The organism is Chitinophaga sp. (genome assembly GCF_035538455.1).
GTDB lineage: Bacteria > Bacteroidota > Bacteroidia > Chitinophagales > Chitinophagaceae > Chitinophaga.
Genome location: NZ_DATLKJ010000273.1, coordinates 1 through 18,616, shown reverse-complemented (window position 1 = coordinate 18,616; position 18,616 = coordinate 1). Strand labels below are relative to the sequence as shown.

Sequence of the window (18,616 nt, the reverse complement as noted above, 5' to 3'; positions counted from 1 at the left end):
TAGTACTTGCAGCAGGTGAATTCCAGAGATCAGCCAGAATATGTACACAACGGTCCTCAATAGCGGCAGTCTGCGGGTATTCATCTTTGTCGATCATATTTTTATCAATACAATCGTCCATGATCTTGTGCACCTGCTCGTCCATCCAGGTCTGACAAAAAGTAGCGAGGTTCTGCTTTGAGTTTCCGTCCAACAGTAATTCATCCTTCAATAAGGAATATACGTTTTCGGGCATGTGGGTTTCCTGCGGCATTTTACTGAGTGTAATCCCCTCCTTCATATATGGTGAAGTATAGATGTCCGCTCCGGGAACAGGTTTGCTATCCTTCTCCCGGAAGTATTTCAGGATTTCATGTAGAGGCATACAATGGTTTTTTAGTTACGATAATGGTTACATCAACATGTTGAGGATACCACTCATAACAAGCCTCCCGCAAAAAAAGTTTAAAGGGAATACAAAACGGACATGGCAATCACCTAAAACACTAGTGTATAAAGGATTAACAACAAAGGTTCGCACTCCTCCCTAGTCCTCAGTGGAGTAACTGGACGCATTATCAAGAATAGCATATGCCTCAAGCAGGGCGCCTACTTCTGAGGCCATAGATGCCAGCTTATATACTTCTGCAGGCGTAAGCAGCATCATTACATGATCTGCTGGCAAAGGCATACAGATCATCTTCTCATGATCGTGATCAGAAGTGGGTTGCTCATCTGCCAGTCTGGAGATCATCACAGCGAAACAATCAAATTCTGCAGCACTGAGGTTAACAACCGTTGTACCAAAAGCCAGTTGAAGGCTCCTGCAATGCTGGCAACGGATCACATATCCGTTACTTCCCTGATATAAAGTTTGATAATTACACATATTTCCGGGTTTACTGATTTGTGCCTTCAGCGGCCGGGATCGGCCGCTGCCAGGACTTCATCACTCTTTACTAATAATTATGGAGTACAAACAACAGATGTGTGTGTGTATAAGCAAAATATACCGCGCAGTAAAATATGGTAGGGCAAAAGTAGGATCAGTGGAGATCATGATAATATCGGATCAGGAAAACGACTTACGCAAAAAGGAAAATGTTCCTCGCAAAAGAGCAAAGAGCGCCAAGTTTTTTTTAGTTAGTAAAGAGCTCTCTTATATCCCCCAAACATTGTGGGTACTACTAAATAGTCTTATTAAACTTAAAAAAACTTAGCGCTCTTGCTCTTTTGCTGCTTTGCGGGAAACCTCCCCTGCCCTACTATACATCAGGTTCCTGGAACCATTCATCTGTATAGCGTAGCGAAAGCTGAGATACCCGATCTTATTGTTCCGGTTAGAATCTGCCAGATTATCTTAATATACAATAACCACATAAGGAAATAACACAATTGCTATATAAATAGCAGCCCTGCTCCGGAACAGGGCCACTATCGGCCCGCAGGAACAATCTTACTCCGCCATGTTCCCGCAGGTTATTATTGAAGGGCATAAAAGTCCCTCCTGATGTACATTCCAGAGAAAGCACATCATAGTTCTTTCAGTAGTATTAAGTGATTAATGAAACGCACCATCCTTCATCGTTGAGCGATGAAACAGATAGTAACATTATTATAGCGGAGTAAATTTTGCTACGGCAAAGCTACGTCACAAAAAAGTAAATAATTGATCAAATGCGGAAAAATTATGACAATACAGAAAAAAACATTCCGCATACGATCAATGCATAGCTTATTCCAGCGTGAAGACCAATCGTTTTGTATTAATACCGGCAAAAATACCATAGCCGGCATTTATATTCGTAAAAACCCTGATGGGCTCTGTAATCAGGCCTGTAGCGGTTCTCTGTTGCGATGCAATTGTCTTGAAATAGCGGTAGGAATCATAAGTAAGCGCACTTACTTCAATCATCACCTGGTCTGTATCTATAAGAGGATCTTTTGCTTCCAGCACAAAATTCACCTGCTTGCCGTTAAAGCGGGTATCCTGCATCACAAGAAAGGTGTTGTTATAACTGGAAAGCACATCTTCAATATTATTATTAAATGTAGGATCCAACTGAAACTGACGTATAGTATCCGGTTGATGGGTAGGTCCGTAAGTGAACACACGTATGCGATAATAATCAGTGCTACCCGGAGGATCAGTCAGCATAAACTGTATCCTGCTACCACCCCGCTGCGCCGATGCATTACCGATTATCGGCGCACAGGGAAGCGTATCACTACCGGATACCGGCGTCATACCAGGAACGGATACACGAATATCATACTTCCTGCCACGCATTGCCTTCTCCGTCGAAACAAAATAAGTACGGCCTAATATTCGCTGCTGTTTCAGCGACGCCAGCATAGTGCCATTCTCTTCCAATGTAACAGCCGCATTGGGAATCTCTTCAAAGCCACTGTCATCATACACAGAAACCGGTACGCTGCGCGTTATCCGTACATACATTACACTGTCAGGCTGAATAAGGCTATTAACCACAATCCGGTCTCCTTCATACGGAAGACTGATATTCACACGCTTCTCACAGCTGCTGAAAACACCTGCTAACAGTAATGTATATACGAATATTCTCTTCATTACTCCCTTTTTTAAAACTTTACTGAATAAGTGATGCTCGGCAGAATGGGCATAATTGATACTTTCGAAAGATAACGCTGTCTTGCCTCATCATCAGTTTTCAAATAATAGAAGAAAGGATTTGACTGGTTATAAACATTATAAATACTGAAGTTCCAGCTTTTGCGCCACCATTTTTTCTGCTTCGTATAAGTAATACCTACATCAAGGCGATGGACATTTTGCGTTCTGTAATTATAGCGCGTCCCATATCGGTCTATTCCGCCATTATCAATGCCCCCCGGGTCCCAGGGAGAAGCGCCATTCACGCTATGATAGCTTGCAACAGGCAGTGTGAGCGGCGTACCGGTAGCAAAGTGCCAGGCAGCGGACAATTCCCAATTTTTGCTCAGCTTGTGCGCCAGTATCACTTCCAGGTCGTGGCGGCGGTCATATTTATAAGGGAAGATGTTACCATTATTGACACCGGGGAAACGACGCGTGCTCCACGCCAGCGTATAGCCCACCCAACCGGTGGTTTTGCCTTTCTGCTTTTTCAACAATATCTCTCCGCCATAACTCCAGCCTTTACCCACCGTTACCTGCTCATCCCATTTCGTCAGTTCAAAATTTGTCAGGCCAGGATCTGTTGGTTCGATCATATTGGACATGGATTTGAAATATCCCTCCAGTGAAAACTCATAAGTCATGTCCTTAACAGTCTTGGCAAGCCCTGCTGCCACCTGTTGTGAAAACATCGGGGCCACTCTTTGAGTAGAAGGTACCCAGATATCCGTTGGCAACGGCATACCATTGTTTGACAACATGTGGATATACTGGTTCATATGAGTATAGGCTCCTTTTAACGCCCAGTTGTCAGGCAGCATATATCTCAGTCCCAACCTGGGTTGTAGAGAATAATAGAAACGTCCGTCTACCACAAATCCGGATGCATGTAAGCCGACGTTGGCATAAAAATTACGACCCACCTGCCAGTCATCTTCTGCATACACAGTCATCTCCAGGCCGCGGGTATCAATGCTGGTATTCAGGGTGTCTAATGGTTTTACCGGACTGTTCTTGTCTTCATAGTCTGACCTTCCGGGCCTGAAATGATGTCCCATCAGTGCAGCCCCAAACCTTATTCCATGACGGGGCGTAGGGCGATAGTCAAAGTCTATCTTTCCGCCTATATCCTTCATTCTTGAACCATATCTACCCGACTGGTCAGTTATCTCCCCCGTACGTTTTGTAACAGACTTGAGCCAGATCTCCGAGGTGAACACATATTCCGAATAGTTAACTGTAACATTGGAAAACAGTTTCGGCCCGTAAATGTGATTCCACCTGACAGCTCCGATAGTATTACCCCACCCTATACGGAACTTGCTGTTTTCCACTTTCATCCCGCTCTGGGAAGAAGAATCCGTCGGCGACTGCTTAATACGCAGATTATCTTCCCCTTTATAGAAGCTGAAGAAGATACGGTCCTTAGGAGAAAAAATGTGGTTAACCTTTGCATTGACATCATAGAAATAAACATACAAAGAACCGCTGCCAGGAGTCGATTTGAAAATAGCATTGTATACCAGATCAGGATAAGAGCGGCGGCCGGAGATAATGAAAGAGGTTTTATCCTTCTTGATAGGCCCTTCAACATTGATCTTGGCCGAGATCATACCGATAGCGGCATCACCGTGATAGTTTTTCATGTCACCGTCTTTCAGCGAAACGTCCACCACGGAAGAGAGGCGTCCGCCAAAACGTGCAGGGAAGGCGCCTTTATAAAGGTCTGTAGATTTTATCAGGTCCGCATTCAGCAGGGAATAGATACCGAAGAAATGGGAGAAATTAAATACGGGACTGCCGTCCATCAGTACAAGGTTCTGATCGGGACTACCACCACGGACATGCAGCCCGCCGGCTCCATCCATGCTTCCGCTTACGCCAGGTAGCGCTTGTAATGTCCGCATTACATCCGCTTCTCCCAGCAGCTTGGGCATGGCTTGCACCATGGAAAGAGGAAGACCTATTTTACTCATCTGGGTCTGATTCTGGATCTTCGTTTCATCACTGGCGCTTATCACCACTTCCTGCAAGCTCCCTGCTGGTGGAAGGTTAATAGTAACCAGGCGATTGCCGATGCCTGAAATATGCTGCAACAATGGCTCATAACCTACATAGGAAAATAAGTACGCACCAGTATCTTTTGCTGATGTAAAACTGAAATATCCATATTGATTGGTGGTGGTTCCCTGCCGCAGGGAAGGAGAATAAATGGTGGCGCCGGGAAGCTTTTCTCCTGTAGCAGCATCCTGTACATAGCCGCTGATGGTGCGTGTAGAACATACAATAGTTTGCAGCACCAACTGATCGCCCACTCGCGTATAACGGATATCATAAGGCGTAAAAACCTCCTCCAGCACATTTTTAAGGCGCTGGCGATATGCTGTTATAGTTACTTTACGGGATAGGTTAACAAGTTCTCTGCTATATGAAAAATGGATACCATAGGTTTTCTCCAGTATTTCACAAACTACCTGTAAAGGCTGATCCTTTACGACTACAGTAACTCTTGTTTGCCAGTCCCACCCTAAAACCTTTAACGGGAGGAGCAGTACCAACAATCCCGTCAGCAGCTTTGTGGCTAACGACATAATTAAAAGGATGACTAGTTATCAGGATAGCAGTTAGCCATCAGGAATCCGCCTTCAGCGATAAGGCTAAAGGCTGATTCCTGACAGCTAACTGCCTACTTCAATATGTAATGTCTATCGCCGGTTTTTTCCCATTTCGCATTAAGCGTCATGGCCAGCGCGTTAATAACTTCTTCAATATTTTCCCCTCCGAAGTTAGTGTTGACAGTTAATTTTAACAAAGAAATATTTTCAACCTCAACTTTCACGTCATACACTTCGGTGATGGTATGTAATACCTCTTCCAGGGGGGTATCATGAAATGACAAGGACCTTTTCGCAATATCTGCAACATGGGAGGTTACACGAAATGCAGGTCGTTTGCTGTCCTGTTGCAGTAGCATCCCTTCGGTAAGGATTACGCTGTCTGCCTTATCATGATTGATCACCATCACCTTTCCGCTGGTTACATGTACAGTTAATCCGGCCTCACCAGGATTATAGCGGACAAGGAAACGGGTGCCCAGCACCTTTACTTCTGTATGGCCCAGCATCACCACAAACGGTTGTGAGGCATTACCGGCCACATCAAAGGTTGCAGCACCCTGCAGGGATACATTCCGGTGACTGCTGTTATAACCTTTTGCTACTTCCAGCGTGGATGACTCCATCAGCTCTATGCTACTGCCATCCTGCAGTTTAGCCGTCATAGGACCAGCATATTTCTCTATGGCACTACGGGTATTCAGAAACCAGAGGCCTGCACCCAATACAACCAGTACCACCGCCGCAATCTTCAGCAAGGTATAGCGGGCTGAAGATCTTACAGCTGTCAGTTCCGGCACATGAGCAACAGGAGTAGGCGCTCCGGCAGGTATATTCATCTTATTGTACAGCCGCTCCCAGGATTGGTTGGTATCTGTTTCCACTACTACAGCATGTGTAGCGGCAGTATCCAGCACCTTTCCGAGAGAGCCCAGTAATGCAGCATTACCTGCATCATCCTGCAGCCATGTATCCACCCATGCACGCTCCTCCGTATCCGCTTCATCGAGCAGATACTTGCAGAGCAAGGTGTACAACGCTTCGTCAGGATAATTTGGTGTCATTAGTTTAGTAGTTGTATTTTTTATCGCCGCACCGCGGCCCTGTAATAATTAGACGCATGTCATAACGCACATCCCCTATGCCTGTAAAATTATTTTCAAAACAGGAACCCGGTGAACAAAGGCAGGTACTCCTTCAGTTCCGCATGCAGGATGCGTAACGCCTTTCCCATTTGATTTTCAACTGTTTTTACGGAAATATTCATAGTAGCGGCAATCTCAGAATATTTCATATTCTGCTGCCTGCTCAATACAAAAACCTCACGGCAACGGTCCGGCAGCCGCTCCAGCGCCTTGTGATAGAGCGTCTCCAGCTCCTTTACCTGATCGCTCGCCTGCGTAGCCGTCTCCCGGGCAGTACCGTAGAAGGTCTCCCTTTCTGATCTCACATTATCTTTCCTCCATTGGCTGATAGCTGTATTGCGGATAGCCGAAAACAGGTATGCCTTTACGGGGCCGCTGATGCTGATGCTGTCACGCTTCTCCCATATGCGCAGGAATACCTGTTGCACAATCTCCTCCGCTTCATGGGCATTTCCCGTGTAGTGAGTGGCAAAGGCGATGCATTGTGCATGATTCTCCTTAAATAGATGTTCGAATGTCTGGAGGTCCAACATGATATGTCACAAAACTAGGACTTTTGACTTTTATTTTTTATGATTAGTGTGATTTTCCTGCTGAGCAAAAGGTATGTTTCCCGGGAATTATCCCCCTCGCCATCGGCAAATCATACTAATGACGGCTTCCCCCCTCATTCCCCTCACTAATCTTATAAAAATATTCTGTTACCTCATTATTTAAGCTTCAGGTCCACCTATCTTTCGCTCACCCTTCATCTTCCCCCGCCTGCACTCCCCATCAGTCACACCCCTTATTCATCTCACAAATCACGCCCAATCACAAAAATCATAGTTATCTTTGACCCCGCAATGTACAACCTGATTAAAAAAATCCTTTTCCGCTTTCCGCCGGAAAACATCCACCACAGCGTAATGCGTGGTATCAAAACAGTTTACGCAATCCCCCTTGGCAAACAGATACTGAGGGCTTTCTGCGACGTAAAGAGAAAAGATCTCGCCCGCGAATTATTTGGCCTCCGCTTCGCTAACCCGGTGGGGCTGGCTGCCGGCTTCGATAAAGACGCCAAATACATAGATGAGCTGTCATGCCTCGGCTTCGGATTTGTGGAAATAGGGACGGTCACCCCCCTGCCACAGCCCGGCAACGACCAACCACGCCTCTTCCGCCTCCCGGAAGACAAAGCCCTCATCAACAGAATGGGCTTTAACAACGAAGGCGCAGTTGCCGCCGCTAAACGCCTCCGCCAGAAAAGATCAGACATCATCGTAGGCGGTAACATCGGGAAAAACAAAGTAACACCCAATGAAGAGGCCGTAAGTGACTATGAAAAATGCTTCCACGCTCTCTATGAAGTAGTCGATTACTTTGTGGTGAACGTAAGCTCGCCCAATACACCCAACCTGCGCGCGCTCCAGGAAAAAGAACCGCTGAAGCAACTGCTGCATCACTTGCAACTGCTCAATACACAAAAACTGAAACCAAAACCAATACTGCTGAAAATAGCACCCGACCTTACCACAGAACAACTGGACGATATTATTGAAATCGTACAGGAAACCAAACTGGCTGGTATCGTCGCGACTAACACCACCATCAGCCGCGAAGGATTGCTGACACCCGCTTCCACCGTGGAAAGTATCGGCGCAGGCGGATTAAGCGGACTTCCCGTAAAACAGAAATCCACAGATGTAATCCGTTATATCCATACCCACAGTAAAGGCAACATCCCGGTTATTGCGGCAGGCGGCATCTTTACCGCAGCAGACGCACAAGAAAAACTGGATGCCGGCGCCTCACTGGTACAGGTATATACCGGCTTCATATACGAAGGCCCGATCATTGTGAAAAAGATCTGTGCAGGACTGCATTCATAACTGTATTATCTGAATTCTAACCTATATGGAACAATTTCTCACTGCTGAGTCACTCATCAGTCTTTTTACACTGGTACTCATGGAAGTAGTACTGGGTATCGACAATGTTATCTTTGTATCTATTGTAATGAACAGGCTGCCCGCCGAAAAAAGACCGGCAGCTCGACGGATCTGGATGTTCACGGGCATGGCCGTACGAATTATCCTCCTCCTCTGCATCGGCTTCATCGTAAAAGCAGTAAATCCACTGTTTCATATCGGTAGCCACGGCTTCAGCCTGCGCGACCTGATCATGCTCGGTGGCGGCCTTTTTCTCCTCGTGAAAACCACCATGGAGATCCACCACAAACTGGAAGGCGACGATGAAACAGTTGCCGTTAAAGGTGGCAAAACAACCACCTCCCTCCTCAATGTAGTAGGACAGATCATACTGATCGATACCATCTTCTCCTTCGACAGTATCATCACCGCTGTCGGCCTGGCCAAACAAATACCCGTGATGATCGTGGCCGTGATCATTGCCATGATCGTTATGTTCCTCTTCGCGCCCCGCATCAGCGACTTTATCCACAAACACCCTACACTAAAAATGCTGGCGCTATCATTCCTCGTAATGGTAGGCGCTATCCTCATCGTGGAAGGCTGGGACGCAGACAGAGCTCATGACCTGCACCTGAAAAACTATGTATACTTCGCTATGGCCTTCTCTTTCGGAGTAGAAATGCTCAATATGAGAATGCGTAAGAAATCCCCCAAACCAGTGGAACTGAATGAACCCAAACTCTAACTGTGATTGGCGTGATTATTTTGATTTTCCTCATGAGCGAGGTTCCGTGTTATATTAAATAAAAGCGAAAGGCCCATTCAGCAATAAGTTCAGCTGAATGGGCCTTTCGCTTTTATGTGGTCAGATTATAATATTGAAAAGAAAGCTTCAATCTTCGCTCATCAGAAAAATCAAAACAATCAAATAAATCACAGTCCGTTATTCATCAGCGTCACCGCCACCATGCCCGCCGTTTCTGTACGCAAACGGGTCGTACCAAGTGACACCGGCTCAAAATCTTTATCCAGCGCAGCCTTCACCTCCTCAGGAGTAAAATCACCCTCAGGACCTATCAGTATCAATGTATCTTTTCCCGGCTGCATAGCCTGCTGCAAGGACCTCTTCTGCTCAGGCAAACAGTGCGCAATAAATCGTTGCGGTTCTGCAGCGTTTTGTATGACCTTGTCAAATGCCTGCGGCTCTTGCAATTCAGGAAGATAATACTGTCTTGATTGTAACATCGCAGATACCAATATGCCTTGCAGGCGCTCAGCTTTTATCTTCTCCTTCTCTGTACGCTGGGTAACCAGCGGGATGATAGTCTGAATACCGATCTCCGTAGCCTTTTCCAGGAACCATTCTATGCGCGATGTGTTCTTGGTAAAGGAAATAGCTATACGAAGCGCACGTTCCGGCGGCAGCATCTGGTCCAGTTGCGTGATCCGCACAATGCAGCGCTTACGGTTATCGTCAGTGATCACCGCAGTATACTTACGTCCGCGGCCATCAGCCAAAAGCACATAGTCGCCGTTCTCATGACGTAACACCTGGATACAATACTTGGACGTATCCTCATTCATAGTGTAATGGTCAGCATCGGGATGCAGGTCCGACGCATAAAAAATGGGCAGTTCCATAATCCACAAAGGTAACGAGGTTTATAATGCCAGTCGCTTTGTTTTGACATGAAACCTGACAAACAACAGTATTGACGCACATAACAGCCCAAGCGCCAACGCCCACCAGATACCCTCCACACCGAATTTGAGATGAACACCAAGGAAATAACCCAGCGGCAGACCTATCACCCAATAAGCCACCAGCGTTATCAGCGTTGGCATACGTACATCGCCAAGCCCGCGTAGGATACCAAGTCCTACTACCTGTGCACCATCAAACAACTGGAAGAAAGCGGCAATGATCAACAAGCCAGCGGCAATACTGATCACCTGCGGGTCATTGATATACATAGTTGGCAGCAGGAACCTGCATGTTACAAATACCAATGCAGCTGTACCCATCAGTATCAGCACCATATGATAACTGGCGATAGCCGATAACCGCAGTGATACATAATCCTGTTTCCCGAAATTATTACCACTCTTAATACCGGCTGCGGCAGAAATACCACTGGCCATCATATAAGTCATGGATGCAAGACTCAGGGCTATCTGATGCGCCGCCAGTTCCGCTGCGCCAATCCAGCCCACCATCACAGCAGCGCCACTGAATGCGCTCACTTCAAACACATACTGCAGGGCTACCGGGGCGCCTATACCCAGGATCTTCTTTATGGACGACATCTTAATATTCGAAAATCCGAAAGATTGCAGATAAGGCTTAAACCTGGGTGAACGCAACACATAAAAAGCCATCGTGATACCCATAATCAGCCTGTCGGTAAATGTAGCAATACCCACACCTACCACACCCATACGTGGCAGACCAAAGAAGCCATACACCAGCGTAATACCAATTACGATGTTGATAAGGTTACCGATAATACTGATATTCATCGCCTGCCTGGTGAAGCCCAGCCCCTCTGCAAACTGCTTGAAGGTCAGAAACAACATGAGCGGAACAAATGAGAAGCCCAGGTAGCGCAGGAAAGGAATGGCCTGCTTCACAACGTCCGGCTCCTGGTCCAGCCTGTCCATATAAGCGCTGGCGAAATAAATGAAGGTCGACAACAATACACCTACTGTCATATTCACAATCAGGCTGTGACTGAGCAGATGCCCGATGGAGCCTTTGTTGCCACGTCCGTTCTCCTGTGCAATAAGTGGTGTAAGGCCATAAGACATGCCAATGCCTGTTACCATGAAAATACCGAAAAGGCCATTCCCCAGCGAAACGGCTGCCAGTGGCACTTTCCCGGTATGACCAATAATGATGCTGTCAGATAAAGCCACCAGCGTATGGCCAATCTGCGAAATAACTACAGGATAAGCCAGGCTGAAATTGTCCCTGTAAAAACCTTTATACTTTAAATAGAGCTGTTTCATTGGTTCTTCTTTGAATCTTTTATCGTTGGAAATAAATATAAGATATAAAAACAAAGGCCGGCGATCTGTAAGATGCCGGCCTTTACGCAATATCTTTTAGTTGCTAGAACGGTGCATCTTCAAAACCTTCATCGAAGTTCATATCATTCATACGGGAACCCTTCTGTATGTACAGCTTCGCCTCATCATTACTGCCTCCCTGCGGACGGATGCCTGTAAACGGATTGCCGCCACCACCTGGGTTTTCGAGGCTGCCATCATCTTCAAAACGTTGAAACTCCAGTACGGCTCTCAGTTTGATGGTGTCAAGCTGACCATTACGGTGCTTGGCTATACGAACATGGGTTTCACCCTTGTTGGATTCACCCATCTCGTTGGTGTTGATCTCATAATATTCAGGACGGTATAGGAACATTACCATGTCGGCATCCTGCTCAATAGCTCCGGATTCACGAAGGTCACTCAGCTGAGGCATCTTGTTACCGTCTTTACGCTTTTCCACATCACGGCTCAACTGCGACAATGCAATAACAGGCACCTGCAACTCTTTCGCGAGCCCCTTCAGATCCCTCGAAATCTTACTGATCTCCTGCTCACGGTTGCTATTACGGCCCTCACTACTACCACTCATCAGCTGCAGGTAGTCGATGATGATCACTCCCACACCATGATTATGCACCAGCCTGCGGCATTTGGCACGCAACTCAAAAATGTTGAGTGCCGGCGTATCATCAATAAATATCGGCGCTTTCGCAAGGCGCTCGATACCGTGGGTCATCAGCTTCTTCATTTCATACTCTTCAAGCTTACCACGGGAAATCTTTTCCAGCTTTATTTCTGACTCAGCCGAGAGAATACGTTGTACAATCTGGCCGGAAGACATTTCAAGTGAGAACACAGCAGCTCCTTTCGGGAACCGCGGATGCAGCGCAGCATTACGCGCCAGGTTCAGCGCGAACGCGGTCTTACCCACAGAAGGACGCGCGGCAATGATAATAAGGTCCGTCGACTGCCAGCCATAGGTAACCTTATCCAACGACGGGAAGCCGGATGGCACCCCGGTAATATCATCTCCTTTGTTACGCAGATCCTCAATACGCTTCATCGTGTTCACCAATACGCGGTCAATGGAATCGTAGTTCTTACGGAGGTGATTATTAGTGATCTCAAATAATTTAGATTCCGCACTGTCCAGCAGATCAAATACGTCAGCCGTGTCCTCATACGATTCCGTCAATATCTCACCCGAGATACGGATCAGTTCACGCTGTATGAATTTCTGCAGGATGATACGCGCATGGGCTTCAATGTTTGCCGAAGACACCACCGCATTGGTGAGCTTCATAACGGTGAACGGCCCGCCTACTGCCTCCAGTGAACCCATCGACTTCAGTTCTTCCGTCACAGTGAGGATATCAACCGGCATGGATTTAGCCGCCAGCTTAGTCATGGCGGAAAATATCAGCTGGTGTGCTTCTACATAAAAACACTCGCCTTTCAATATCTCTACCACAATATCAAAAGCACCTTTTTCCAGCATTATGGCTCCCAAAACAGCTTCTTCCAACTCTTTTGCCTGTGGTGGTATCTTGCCATACACCAAGGATGACACTTCAATGGACGGTTTCCTGCGCACATTGCGGTCTTTCTTAAGATTGAGATCCATTTATGGTTAGTGTATTAAAAAAAGTTAATAAAAGGTTACTGTCAACGGGTTCTCTCCCGAAATTCAACTCATTATTCCTGTGTAATTTTTAGCATTCCGGAACAATTCCAATTTTAAGAAATTGTAAATTTTTGCGAGCCGTACAAACTAAGGTAAAGTCATTTTTTTAATTAACATCTTTTATTTGATGACTAAATTTATTAAGCCGGATACACAGTTTATCCACCGGCGAAATGTCAGTTATCCACTGACCTTACCATGGTTATCCACTAAAACAGGAAAAAATTCATGGCAAAGGTCCGATTATTCACAGACATTGTGTAAAAAGATTTTTCCACAAACAAAAACCGTAATACCCAATACCCGTTTTTCCACGTTACACCTGCTTCTCCAAAACTTAAAGCCAAAAGCTACAGGCGAAATCCTGTTTTGTTGTTAACTTTACGCTTCTTATAATAAACCGAGCAGACAAAATGACGATCTCTTACAACTGGCTATGTGAATATTTACCGGTGAAGCCCACACCGCAGGAGTTGTCCACCATATTGACCCGTATAGGGCTGGAGGTAGAAAGCCTTGAAAAATTTGAAGCCGTGAAAGGTAGCCTGGCCGGACTGGTAGTAGGAGAAGTGCTCACCACAGAAAAGCATCCCAATGCCGACAAACTGACACTCACCACCGTAAACACTGGTAATGGCGAGCCGCTGCGCATTGTATGCGGCGCCCCCAATGTGGCCGCAGGCCAGAAAGTGGTAGTAGCCCCGGTAGGAACCACCATCTATCCCATTGGTGGCGAACCGCTCACCATGAAGAAAGCAAAGATCCGCGGAGAAGAAAGCATGGGCATGATCTGCGCAGAAGATGAAATCGGACTTGGCAACAGCCACGCCGGCATCATGGTGCTCAATCCGTCACTGCAACCAGGAACACCCGCCAGTGAAATATTCAAACCCGCACAGGACTGGATATACGAAATAGGGCTTACCCCCAACCGCATGGACGCTATGAGCCATATCGGCGTAGCTAAAGACGTATGTGCTTTCCTCAACAATATTGAACATACTCATAAATACCAGGTGCAACTGCCTGAAATAAAGGAACTGCCACAGGCAGCCACCCCTTTATCCATCAGCGTTACCCTCGAAAATACAGAGGCATGCCCCCGCTATAGCGGCATCAGCATCACCGGCGTGAAAGTAGGCCCCTCTCCCGATTGGCTGAAAGACCACCTGGTCGCCATCGGCGTACGCCCGATCAACAATATCGTAGACGTTACCAACTTCGTACTGCATGAAACAGGACTGCCGTTGCATGCCTTTGACGCTGCCGCCATCAAAGGAAACGCGGTTGTCGTGAAAAACCTCCCGCAGGGTACTCCTTTCGTAACACTGGACGAAAAAGAAAGAAAGCTCGACGCCACTGACCTCATCATCTGCAACGGCGCCGGCGAAGCAATGTGTATTGCAGGCGTTTTCGGTGGTCTTCATTCAGGCGTGAGTGATAGCACCCAGACTGTCTTCCTGGAATGCGCTTACTTCAGCCCCGGCGGCATCCGCACCACATCCTTCCGCCACGGTCTGCGCACTGACGCAGCCTCCCGTTTCGAGAAAGGAGTGGATATTTCTAATACCGTATTCGTATTACAACGTGCAGCATCGCTCATATGTGAACTGGCAGGCGGCCAGGCCGCTTCCGGCATCATTGACGTATATCCGGACATACGCCACAAAACCCACGTGGAAACCACGTATGCTTATATACGAAAGCTGAGCGGCAGCAACTACCCGGCCGACAAGATCAAAAATATCCTGCGCAGCCTGGGCTTCGACATCCTGTCTGAAACAACCGAAGGCCTGAAAGTAGCCGTACCTTACAGCAAACCCGATATCAGCCTGCCCGCAGACCTGGTAGAAGAAGTAATGCGTATTGACGGCCTGGATAACATCGAAATCCCTTCCCGCATAACAATCTCCCCATCTGTCTCTTCCCAGCCGGATCAGGAGAGGGTCAGGGAAAAAATCGCCGATTACCTCGCCGGCAACGGCTTCAACGAAATCTTCACCAACTCCATCACCAACAGCAAATACTTTACACCGGAAGTGCTGGAGCATACCGTGAAGATGATAAACAGCCTCACCGTAGAGCTGGACGTTATGCGCCCCTCCATGCTGGAAACCGGCCTGGAAAGCATCGCTCATAACCTGAACCGCAAGAATGAAGACCTCTTATTCTTCGAATTCGGTAAAACATATACCGTAAAAGAAAAAGGTTATGGGGAAAACAACCACCTCGCATTATACCTGACCGGTAAGAAAACGGCAGAAACCTGGATGCACAAATCCAGCCCTGTCGACTTCTGGTTCCTGAAAGGTTTTGTAATAAATACCCTCCGCCAGCTCGGCTTCAGCAGCCTGCAATGGGTGGAAGGCAGCGATCCCAGCCTTCAGCCGGCCTGGGAAATAAAGGTAAAAAACCAGCCCGTGGTAACCCTCGGAGGCGTAACCACAAAGAAACTCAAGCAGTTCGACATCAAGCAGCCAGTATGGTACGCCACATTTAATTGGGATAAAATACTGGGACTCTTGCAAAAAAGTGATAACTTTTACAGGGAAATACCCCGCTTTCCGGCCGTTCGCCGCGACCTGGCACTCGTGCTGGACAAGCAGGTGAAGTTTGCCGCCGTCGAATCCGCCGCCCGCAGCGTGAAATCACAGCTGTTACAACAAATCAATCTGTTCGACGTGTTCGAGAGCGAAAAATTGGGCGCCGGTAAAAAATCCTACGCAGTAAGCTTTACATTCCTGGATAACCAGAAAACGCTTACCGATAAGGAGATCGATAGTGTGATGGACAAATTGGTAAAAACATTTGAATCGCAGTTACAAGCAGAAATAAGAAAATAGTTTTATCGTTTTTTCATTTTTTTACACAGATCTTCTGGCTTTCAGAATATCAACATAAAAAGATAAAGAAATCGTAAACGCTTAATCATGGTATTAGAGCAATACATTCAACGCATTGAAGAAAAACTGCAATTGCTGGTGAAAAAACACCTGCAGTTGCAGGCGGAGAATGCATCGCTGAAAGAGGAAGTCATTACGCAACAGGAAACGCTGCTACAACAGCAGCAGGTGATACATGGCCTGGAAGAAAAGCTGCAGCTGAGCAAACTCGCAGCAGCAGCTGGGGGAGGTGTCGCCATAGCAGAAGAAAATGAAGCCTTCAGAAAGGAAGTCCGCAGCCGTATCAATGACTATATTAAGGAAATTGATCGCTGCATCGCCCTACTGAACGGATGATATTTAAAATAAACCGATTTTCATGGAACAACTTATTCCCATTAATATTGTCGTATCAGACCGCTCTTACCGGATCAAAATAAGACCGGAAGAAGAAGAAGAGGTACGCCGTATTATGAAAGAAGTGAATGAGAAGATCGTTGATTTTAAAACCTCCTATGCTGGTAAAGACCAGCAGGACTACATCGCTATGGCCCTCATCATGTACGCCACCCACCCCGGAACCAGTGGAGGCAAGGCGCAGGCTGTAACCGCCCCCTTCTTGCACGAAAAACTGGAAAAACTGGAAGAAATTATCAACCAGGCATTGGGCTAACATATTACGCTCTGCTAAACAATGACTTAGCTAATTCGCTAATTATCACGTATTAATCACGCTTTACTGCTATTTTTTTGTATTTTCGCGGGTCAGTTCCCGCCCCTGTCGTGTTTTAGCAGCGGGCTGGGCAGTACAATACTATATATATAAATTCAAGTATAAACAATTCATATGGATGTTACACTAATAACAATAGCAGCCGTGCTGGCGTTAATTATAGGCATAGTGCTAGGTAAGGTGATATTTGCCAAAAATACGCAGCAGAAAATTGATGACGCCGAACAACAAGCCAAAAAAATAATCGCTGACGGACAGCTCACTGCTGAGAATCTGAAGAAAGACCGCCTGCTGGAAGCAAAAGAAAAATACCTGCAATTAAAGAGCGAGCACGAAAAAGAAGTTTTTCAGCGCAACCAGAAAATTGCTGAGTCTGAAAACCGGATAAAACAGAAAGAACAGGCCCTTAACCAGAAAAATGAACAGCTTCAGAAACAGCTCAACGAAAATGAAGCGATCAAAGATACGCTGAACCGCCAGATGGAACTGGTAACCATTAAGCGTACCGAACTGGAGAAACATCAGGAAGAGCATATCCGCCGCCTCGAAAAAGTGGCCGGTCTCACGGCTGAAGAAGCCAAACACCAGCTCGTAGAAAGCCTGAAAGAAGAAGCACGCTCACAGGCATTATCCCACATACAGGAGATCATTGAAGATGCCAAGTTAAAGGCTAACAAAGAAGCCAAAAAGATCATCATTCAATCCATCCAGCGTACTGCCGCAGAGCAGACCATCGAAAACACCATCACCGTATTTACGCTGGAAAGTGATGAGATCAAAGGCCAGATCATCGGTCGTGAAGGCCGTAATATCCGTGCCATTGAAGCCGCAACCGGTGTGGACCTCATCGTAGACGATACCCCTGAAGCAATCGTATTATCCTCCTTCGACCCGCTGCGTCGTGAAATCGCCCGCCTGTCCCTGCAACGCCTCGTTCAGGACGGACGTATCCACCCTGCACGTATCGAAGAAGTGGTGGAAAAAACCAAGAAACAACTGGAAGAACAGGTAATGGATATCGGTGAAAGAACCGTTATCGAACTGGGTATCCACGGCCTGCATAAAGAACTGGTTCGCCTCGTAGGTAAAATGCGTTTCCGCTCTTCCTACGGCCAGAACCTCCTCATGCACTCCAAAGAAACAGCTAACCTTTGCGCTGTAATGGCCGCGGAACTGGGCCTCAACCCTAAGCTTGCCAAACGCGCCGGTCTGCTGCACGATATCGGTAAAGTGCCCGATGAAGAAACTGAACTGAGCCACGCCCTCCTCGGAGCCAAGCTGGCAGAGAAATACGGCGAACACGCCGCTGTAGTGAACGCCATCGGCGCTCACCACGACGAAATGGAAATGCAATACGTGATCTCCCCCATCGTGCAGGCCTGCGATGCCATCAGCGGTGCCCGCCCTGGCGCACGCCGTGAGATCATGCAAAGCTACCTGCAACGTATCAAAGATCTCGAAAACCTCGCCCTGGCTCATGAAGGCGTGGAAAAAGCATACGCTATCCAGGCCGGTAGAGAACTGCGTATTATCGTAGAAAGCGACAAAGTATCTGATAACGACGCCGACCGCCTGTCATTCGAAATTGCCAACAAGATCCAGACTGAAATGCAATACCCCGGCCAGATCAAAGTAACCGTGATCCGTGAGAAAAGAGCCGTGAACATCGCAAGATAATATTGCATTCATCCTTTTGATTTAGAGAATTAAATTTTAGACATTATATTGGAGTCCTTCCTGCTACAACAGGAAGGACTTTTTTTATTGATCAACTACATGTCTTCACCAGACAGATCAGCAAACAAAATAATCGTTATGAATAAGACTATCTTAAAACTGGCGCTTGGCACTACCCTCCTACTTGGCGCTACCGGAGCTTTCGCACAGAAAGCACAGTCGCTCTTTAATGGAAAAAATCTCGATGGATGGAAAATTCATGGTACTGAAAAATGGTATGTAGACAAAGGTGAGCTGGTCTG

General features: G+C 46.8%; 15 protein-coding genes. 6 read left to right on the top strand and 9 right to left on the bottom strand.

Annotation, left to right across the window (positions count from 1 at the left end):
• From VM802_RS31425 to VM802_RS31400, 6 genes are all read right to left on the bottom strand, one after another.
• The coding region (locus tag VM802_RS31425) for a pyridoxal-dependent decarboxylase (RefSeq protein ID WP_325538377.1) at positions 1 to 364 on the bottom strand (364 nt) is incomplete at its 3' end.
• A 162-nt stretch (positions 365 to 526) separates the two neighbouring features.
• Positions 527 to 868: a DUF6686 family protein gene (locus VM802_RS31420; protein ID WP_325538375.1), complete on the bottom strand. Its 342-nt coding sequence runs from the start codon at positions 866 to 868 to the stop codon at positions 527 to 529.
• An 846-nt stretch (positions 869 to 1,714) separates the two neighbouring features.
• The gene (locus VM802_RS31415; RefSeq protein WP_325538373.1) at positions 1,715 to 2,569 is read right to left on the bottom strand and encodes a DUF4249 domain-containing protein; all 855 of its coding nucleotides are present in this window, start codon (positions 2,567 to 2,569) and stop codon (positions 1,715 to 1,717) included.
• An 11-nt stretch (positions 2,570 to 2,580) separates the two neighbouring features.
• The gene (locus VM802_RS31410) at positions 2,581 to 5,205 is read right to left on the bottom strand and encodes a carboxypeptidase-like regulatory domain-containing protein (RefSeq protein ID WP_325538371.1); all 2,625 of its coding nucleotides are present in this window, start codon (positions 5,203 to 5,205) and stop codon (positions 2,581 to 2,583) included.
• A gap of 95 nt (positions 5,206 to 5,300) precedes the next feature.
• Positions 5,301 to 6,293, bottom strand: a complete 993-nt coding sequence (locus VM802_RS31405) for a FecR family protein (protein ID WP_325538369.1) — start codon at positions 6,291 to 6,293, stop codon at positions 5,301 to 5,303.
• Positions 6,294 to 6,388: 95 nt separating this feature from the next.
• The gene (locus VM802_RS31400) at positions 6,389 to 6,907 is read right to left on the bottom strand and encodes an RNA polymerase sigma-70 factor (protein WP_325538367.1); all 519 of its coding nucleotides are present in this window, start codon (positions 6,905 to 6,907) and stop codon (positions 6,389 to 6,391) included.
• A gap of 312 nt (positions 6,908 to 7,219) precedes the next feature.
• Here VM802_RS31400 and VM802_RS31395 point away from each other — a divergent pair, with 312 nt between their 5' ends.
• Together VM802_RS31395 and VM802_RS31390 are read left to right on the top strand one after the other, a co-directional pair.
• Positions 7,220 to 8,245 (top strand): quinone-dependent dihydroorotate dehydrogenase, encoded by a 1,026-nt coding sequence (locus tag VM802_RS31395; RefSeq protein WP_325538365.1) that lies wholly within the window; start codon positions 7,220 to 7,222, stop codon positions 8,243 to 8,245.
• A 25-nt stretch (positions 8,246 to 8,270) separates the two neighbouring features.
• A complete protein-coding gene (locus VM802_RS31390) occupies positions 8,271 to 9,032 on the top strand; it encodes a TerC family protein (protein ID WP_325538363.1) in 762 nt (253 codons plus the stop codon).
• Positions 9,033 to 9,220: 188 nt separating this feature from the next.
• On the opposite strand, the gene VM802_RS31385 is transcribed toward VM802_RS31390, so the two are convergent.
• The 3 genes from VM802_RS31385 to dnaB all read right to left on the bottom strand — a co-directional run bounded on the left by VM802_RS31385 (position 9,221) and on the right by dnaB (position 12,962).
• On the bottom strand, positions 9,221 to 9,928 hold the full coding sequence (locus VM802_RS31385; protein WP_325538361.1) for an RsmE family RNA methyltransferase: 708 nt from the start codon (positions 9,926 to 9,928) through the stop codon (positions 9,221 to 9,223).
• A gap of 21 nt (positions 9,929 to 9,949) precedes the next feature.
• Entirely contained in the window at positions 9,950 to 11,296 is a 1,347-nt protein-coding gene (locus VM802_RS31380) for an MATE family efflux transporter (protein WP_325538359.1), read from the bottom strand.
• A 103-nt stretch (positions 11,297 to 11,399) separates the two neighbouring features.
• Positions 11,400 to 12,962: a replicative DNA helicase gene (gene dnaB, locus VM802_RS31375; RefSeq protein ID WP_325538357.1), complete on the bottom strand. Its 1,563-nt coding sequence runs from the start codon at positions 12,960 to 12,962 to the stop codon at positions 11,400 to 11,402.
• Between the two features lie 473 nt (positions 12,963 to 13,435).
• On the opposite strand from dnaB, the gene pheT reads away from it, so the two are divergent.
• The 4 genes from pheT (at position 13,436) to rny (ending at position 18,314) form a co-directional block, all read left to right on the top strand.
• Complete coding sequence (pheT, locus tag VM802_RS31370) at positions 13,436 to 15,865, top strand: phenylalanine--tRNA ligase subunit beta (RefSeq protein WP_325538355.1); 2,430 nt, start codon at positions 13,436 to 13,438, stop codon at positions 15,863 to 15,865.
• Positions 15,866 to 15,952: 87 nt separating this feature from the next.
• Positions 15,953 to 16,261 (top strand): hypothetical protein, encoded by a 309-nt coding sequence (locus tag VM802_RS31365; RefSeq protein ID WP_325538353.1) that lies wholly within the window; start codon positions 15,953 to 15,955, stop codon positions 16,259 to 16,261.
• Between the two features lie 22 nt (positions 16,262 to 16,283).
• Positions 16,284 to 16,577: a cell division protein ZapA gene (zapA, locus tag VM802_RS31360; RefSeq protein ID WP_325538351.1), complete on the top strand. Its 294-nt coding sequence runs from the start codon at positions 16,284 to 16,286 to the stop codon at positions 16,575 to 16,577.
• A gap of 174 nt (positions 16,578 to 16,751) precedes the next feature.
• Positions 16,752 to 18,314: a ribonuclease Y gene (rny, locus tag VM802_RS31355; protein ID WP_325538349.1), complete on the top strand. Its 1,563-nt coding sequence runs from the start codon at positions 16,752 to 16,754 to the stop codon at positions 18,312 to 18,314.
• Positions 18,315 to 18,616: the final 302 nt, after the last annotated feature.

Bases quoted from the DNA above. Each gene is read 5' to 3' on its own strand.
- VM802_RS31420 (WP_325538375.1), bottom strand. From the start codon at position 868: ATGTGTAATTATCAAACTTTATATCAGGGAAGTAACGGATATGTGATC.
- VM802_RS31415 (WP_325538373.1), bottom strand. From the start codon at position 2,569: ATGAAGAGAATATTCGTATATACATTACTGTTAGCAGGTGTTTTCAGC.
- VM802_RS31410 (WP_325538371.1), bottom strand. From the start codon at position 5,205: ATGTCGTTAGCCACAAAGCTGCTGACGGGATTGTTGGTACTGCTCCTC.
- VM802_RS31405 (WP_325538369.1), bottom strand. From the start codon at position 6,293: ATGACACCAAATTATCCTGACGAAGCGTTGTACACCTTGCTCTGCAAG.
- VM802_RS31400 (WP_325538367.1), bottom strand. From the start codon at position 6,907: ATGTTGGACCTCCAGACATTCGAACATCTATTTAAGGAGAATCATGCA.
- VM802_RS31395 (WP_325538365.1), top strand. From the start codon at position 7,220: ATGTACAACCTGATTAAAAAAATCCTTTTCCGCTTTCCGCCGGAAAAC.
- VM802_RS31390 (WP_325538363.1), top strand. From the start codon at position 8,271: ATGGAACAATTTCTCACTGCTGAGTCACTCATCAGTCTTTTTACACTG.
- VM802_RS31385 (WP_325538361.1), bottom strand. From the start codon at position 9,928: ATGGAACTGCCCATTTTTTATGCGTCGGACCTGCATCCCGATGCTGAC.
- VM802_RS31380 (WP_325538359.1), bottom strand. From the start codon at position 11,296: ATGAAACAGCTCTATTTAAAGTATAAAGGTTTTTACAGGGACAATTTC.
- dnaB (WP_325538357.1), bottom strand. From the start codon at position 12,962: ATGGATCTCAATCTTAAGAAAGACCGCAATGTGCGCAGGAAACCGTCC.
- pheT (WP_325538355.1), top strand. From the start codon at position 13,436: ATGACGATCTCTTACAACTGGCTATGTGAATATTTACCGGTGAAGCCC.
- VM802_RS31365 (WP_325538353.1), top strand. From the start codon at position 15,953: ATGGTATTAGAGCAATACATTCAACGCATTGAAGAAAAACTGCAATTG.
- zapA (WP_325538351.1), top strand. From the start codon at position 16,284: ATGGAACAACTTATTCCCATTAATATTGTCGTATCAGACCGCTCTTAC.
- rny (WP_325538349.1), top strand. From the start codon at position 16,752: ATGGATGTTACACTAATAACAATAGCAGCCGTGCTGGCGTTAATTATA.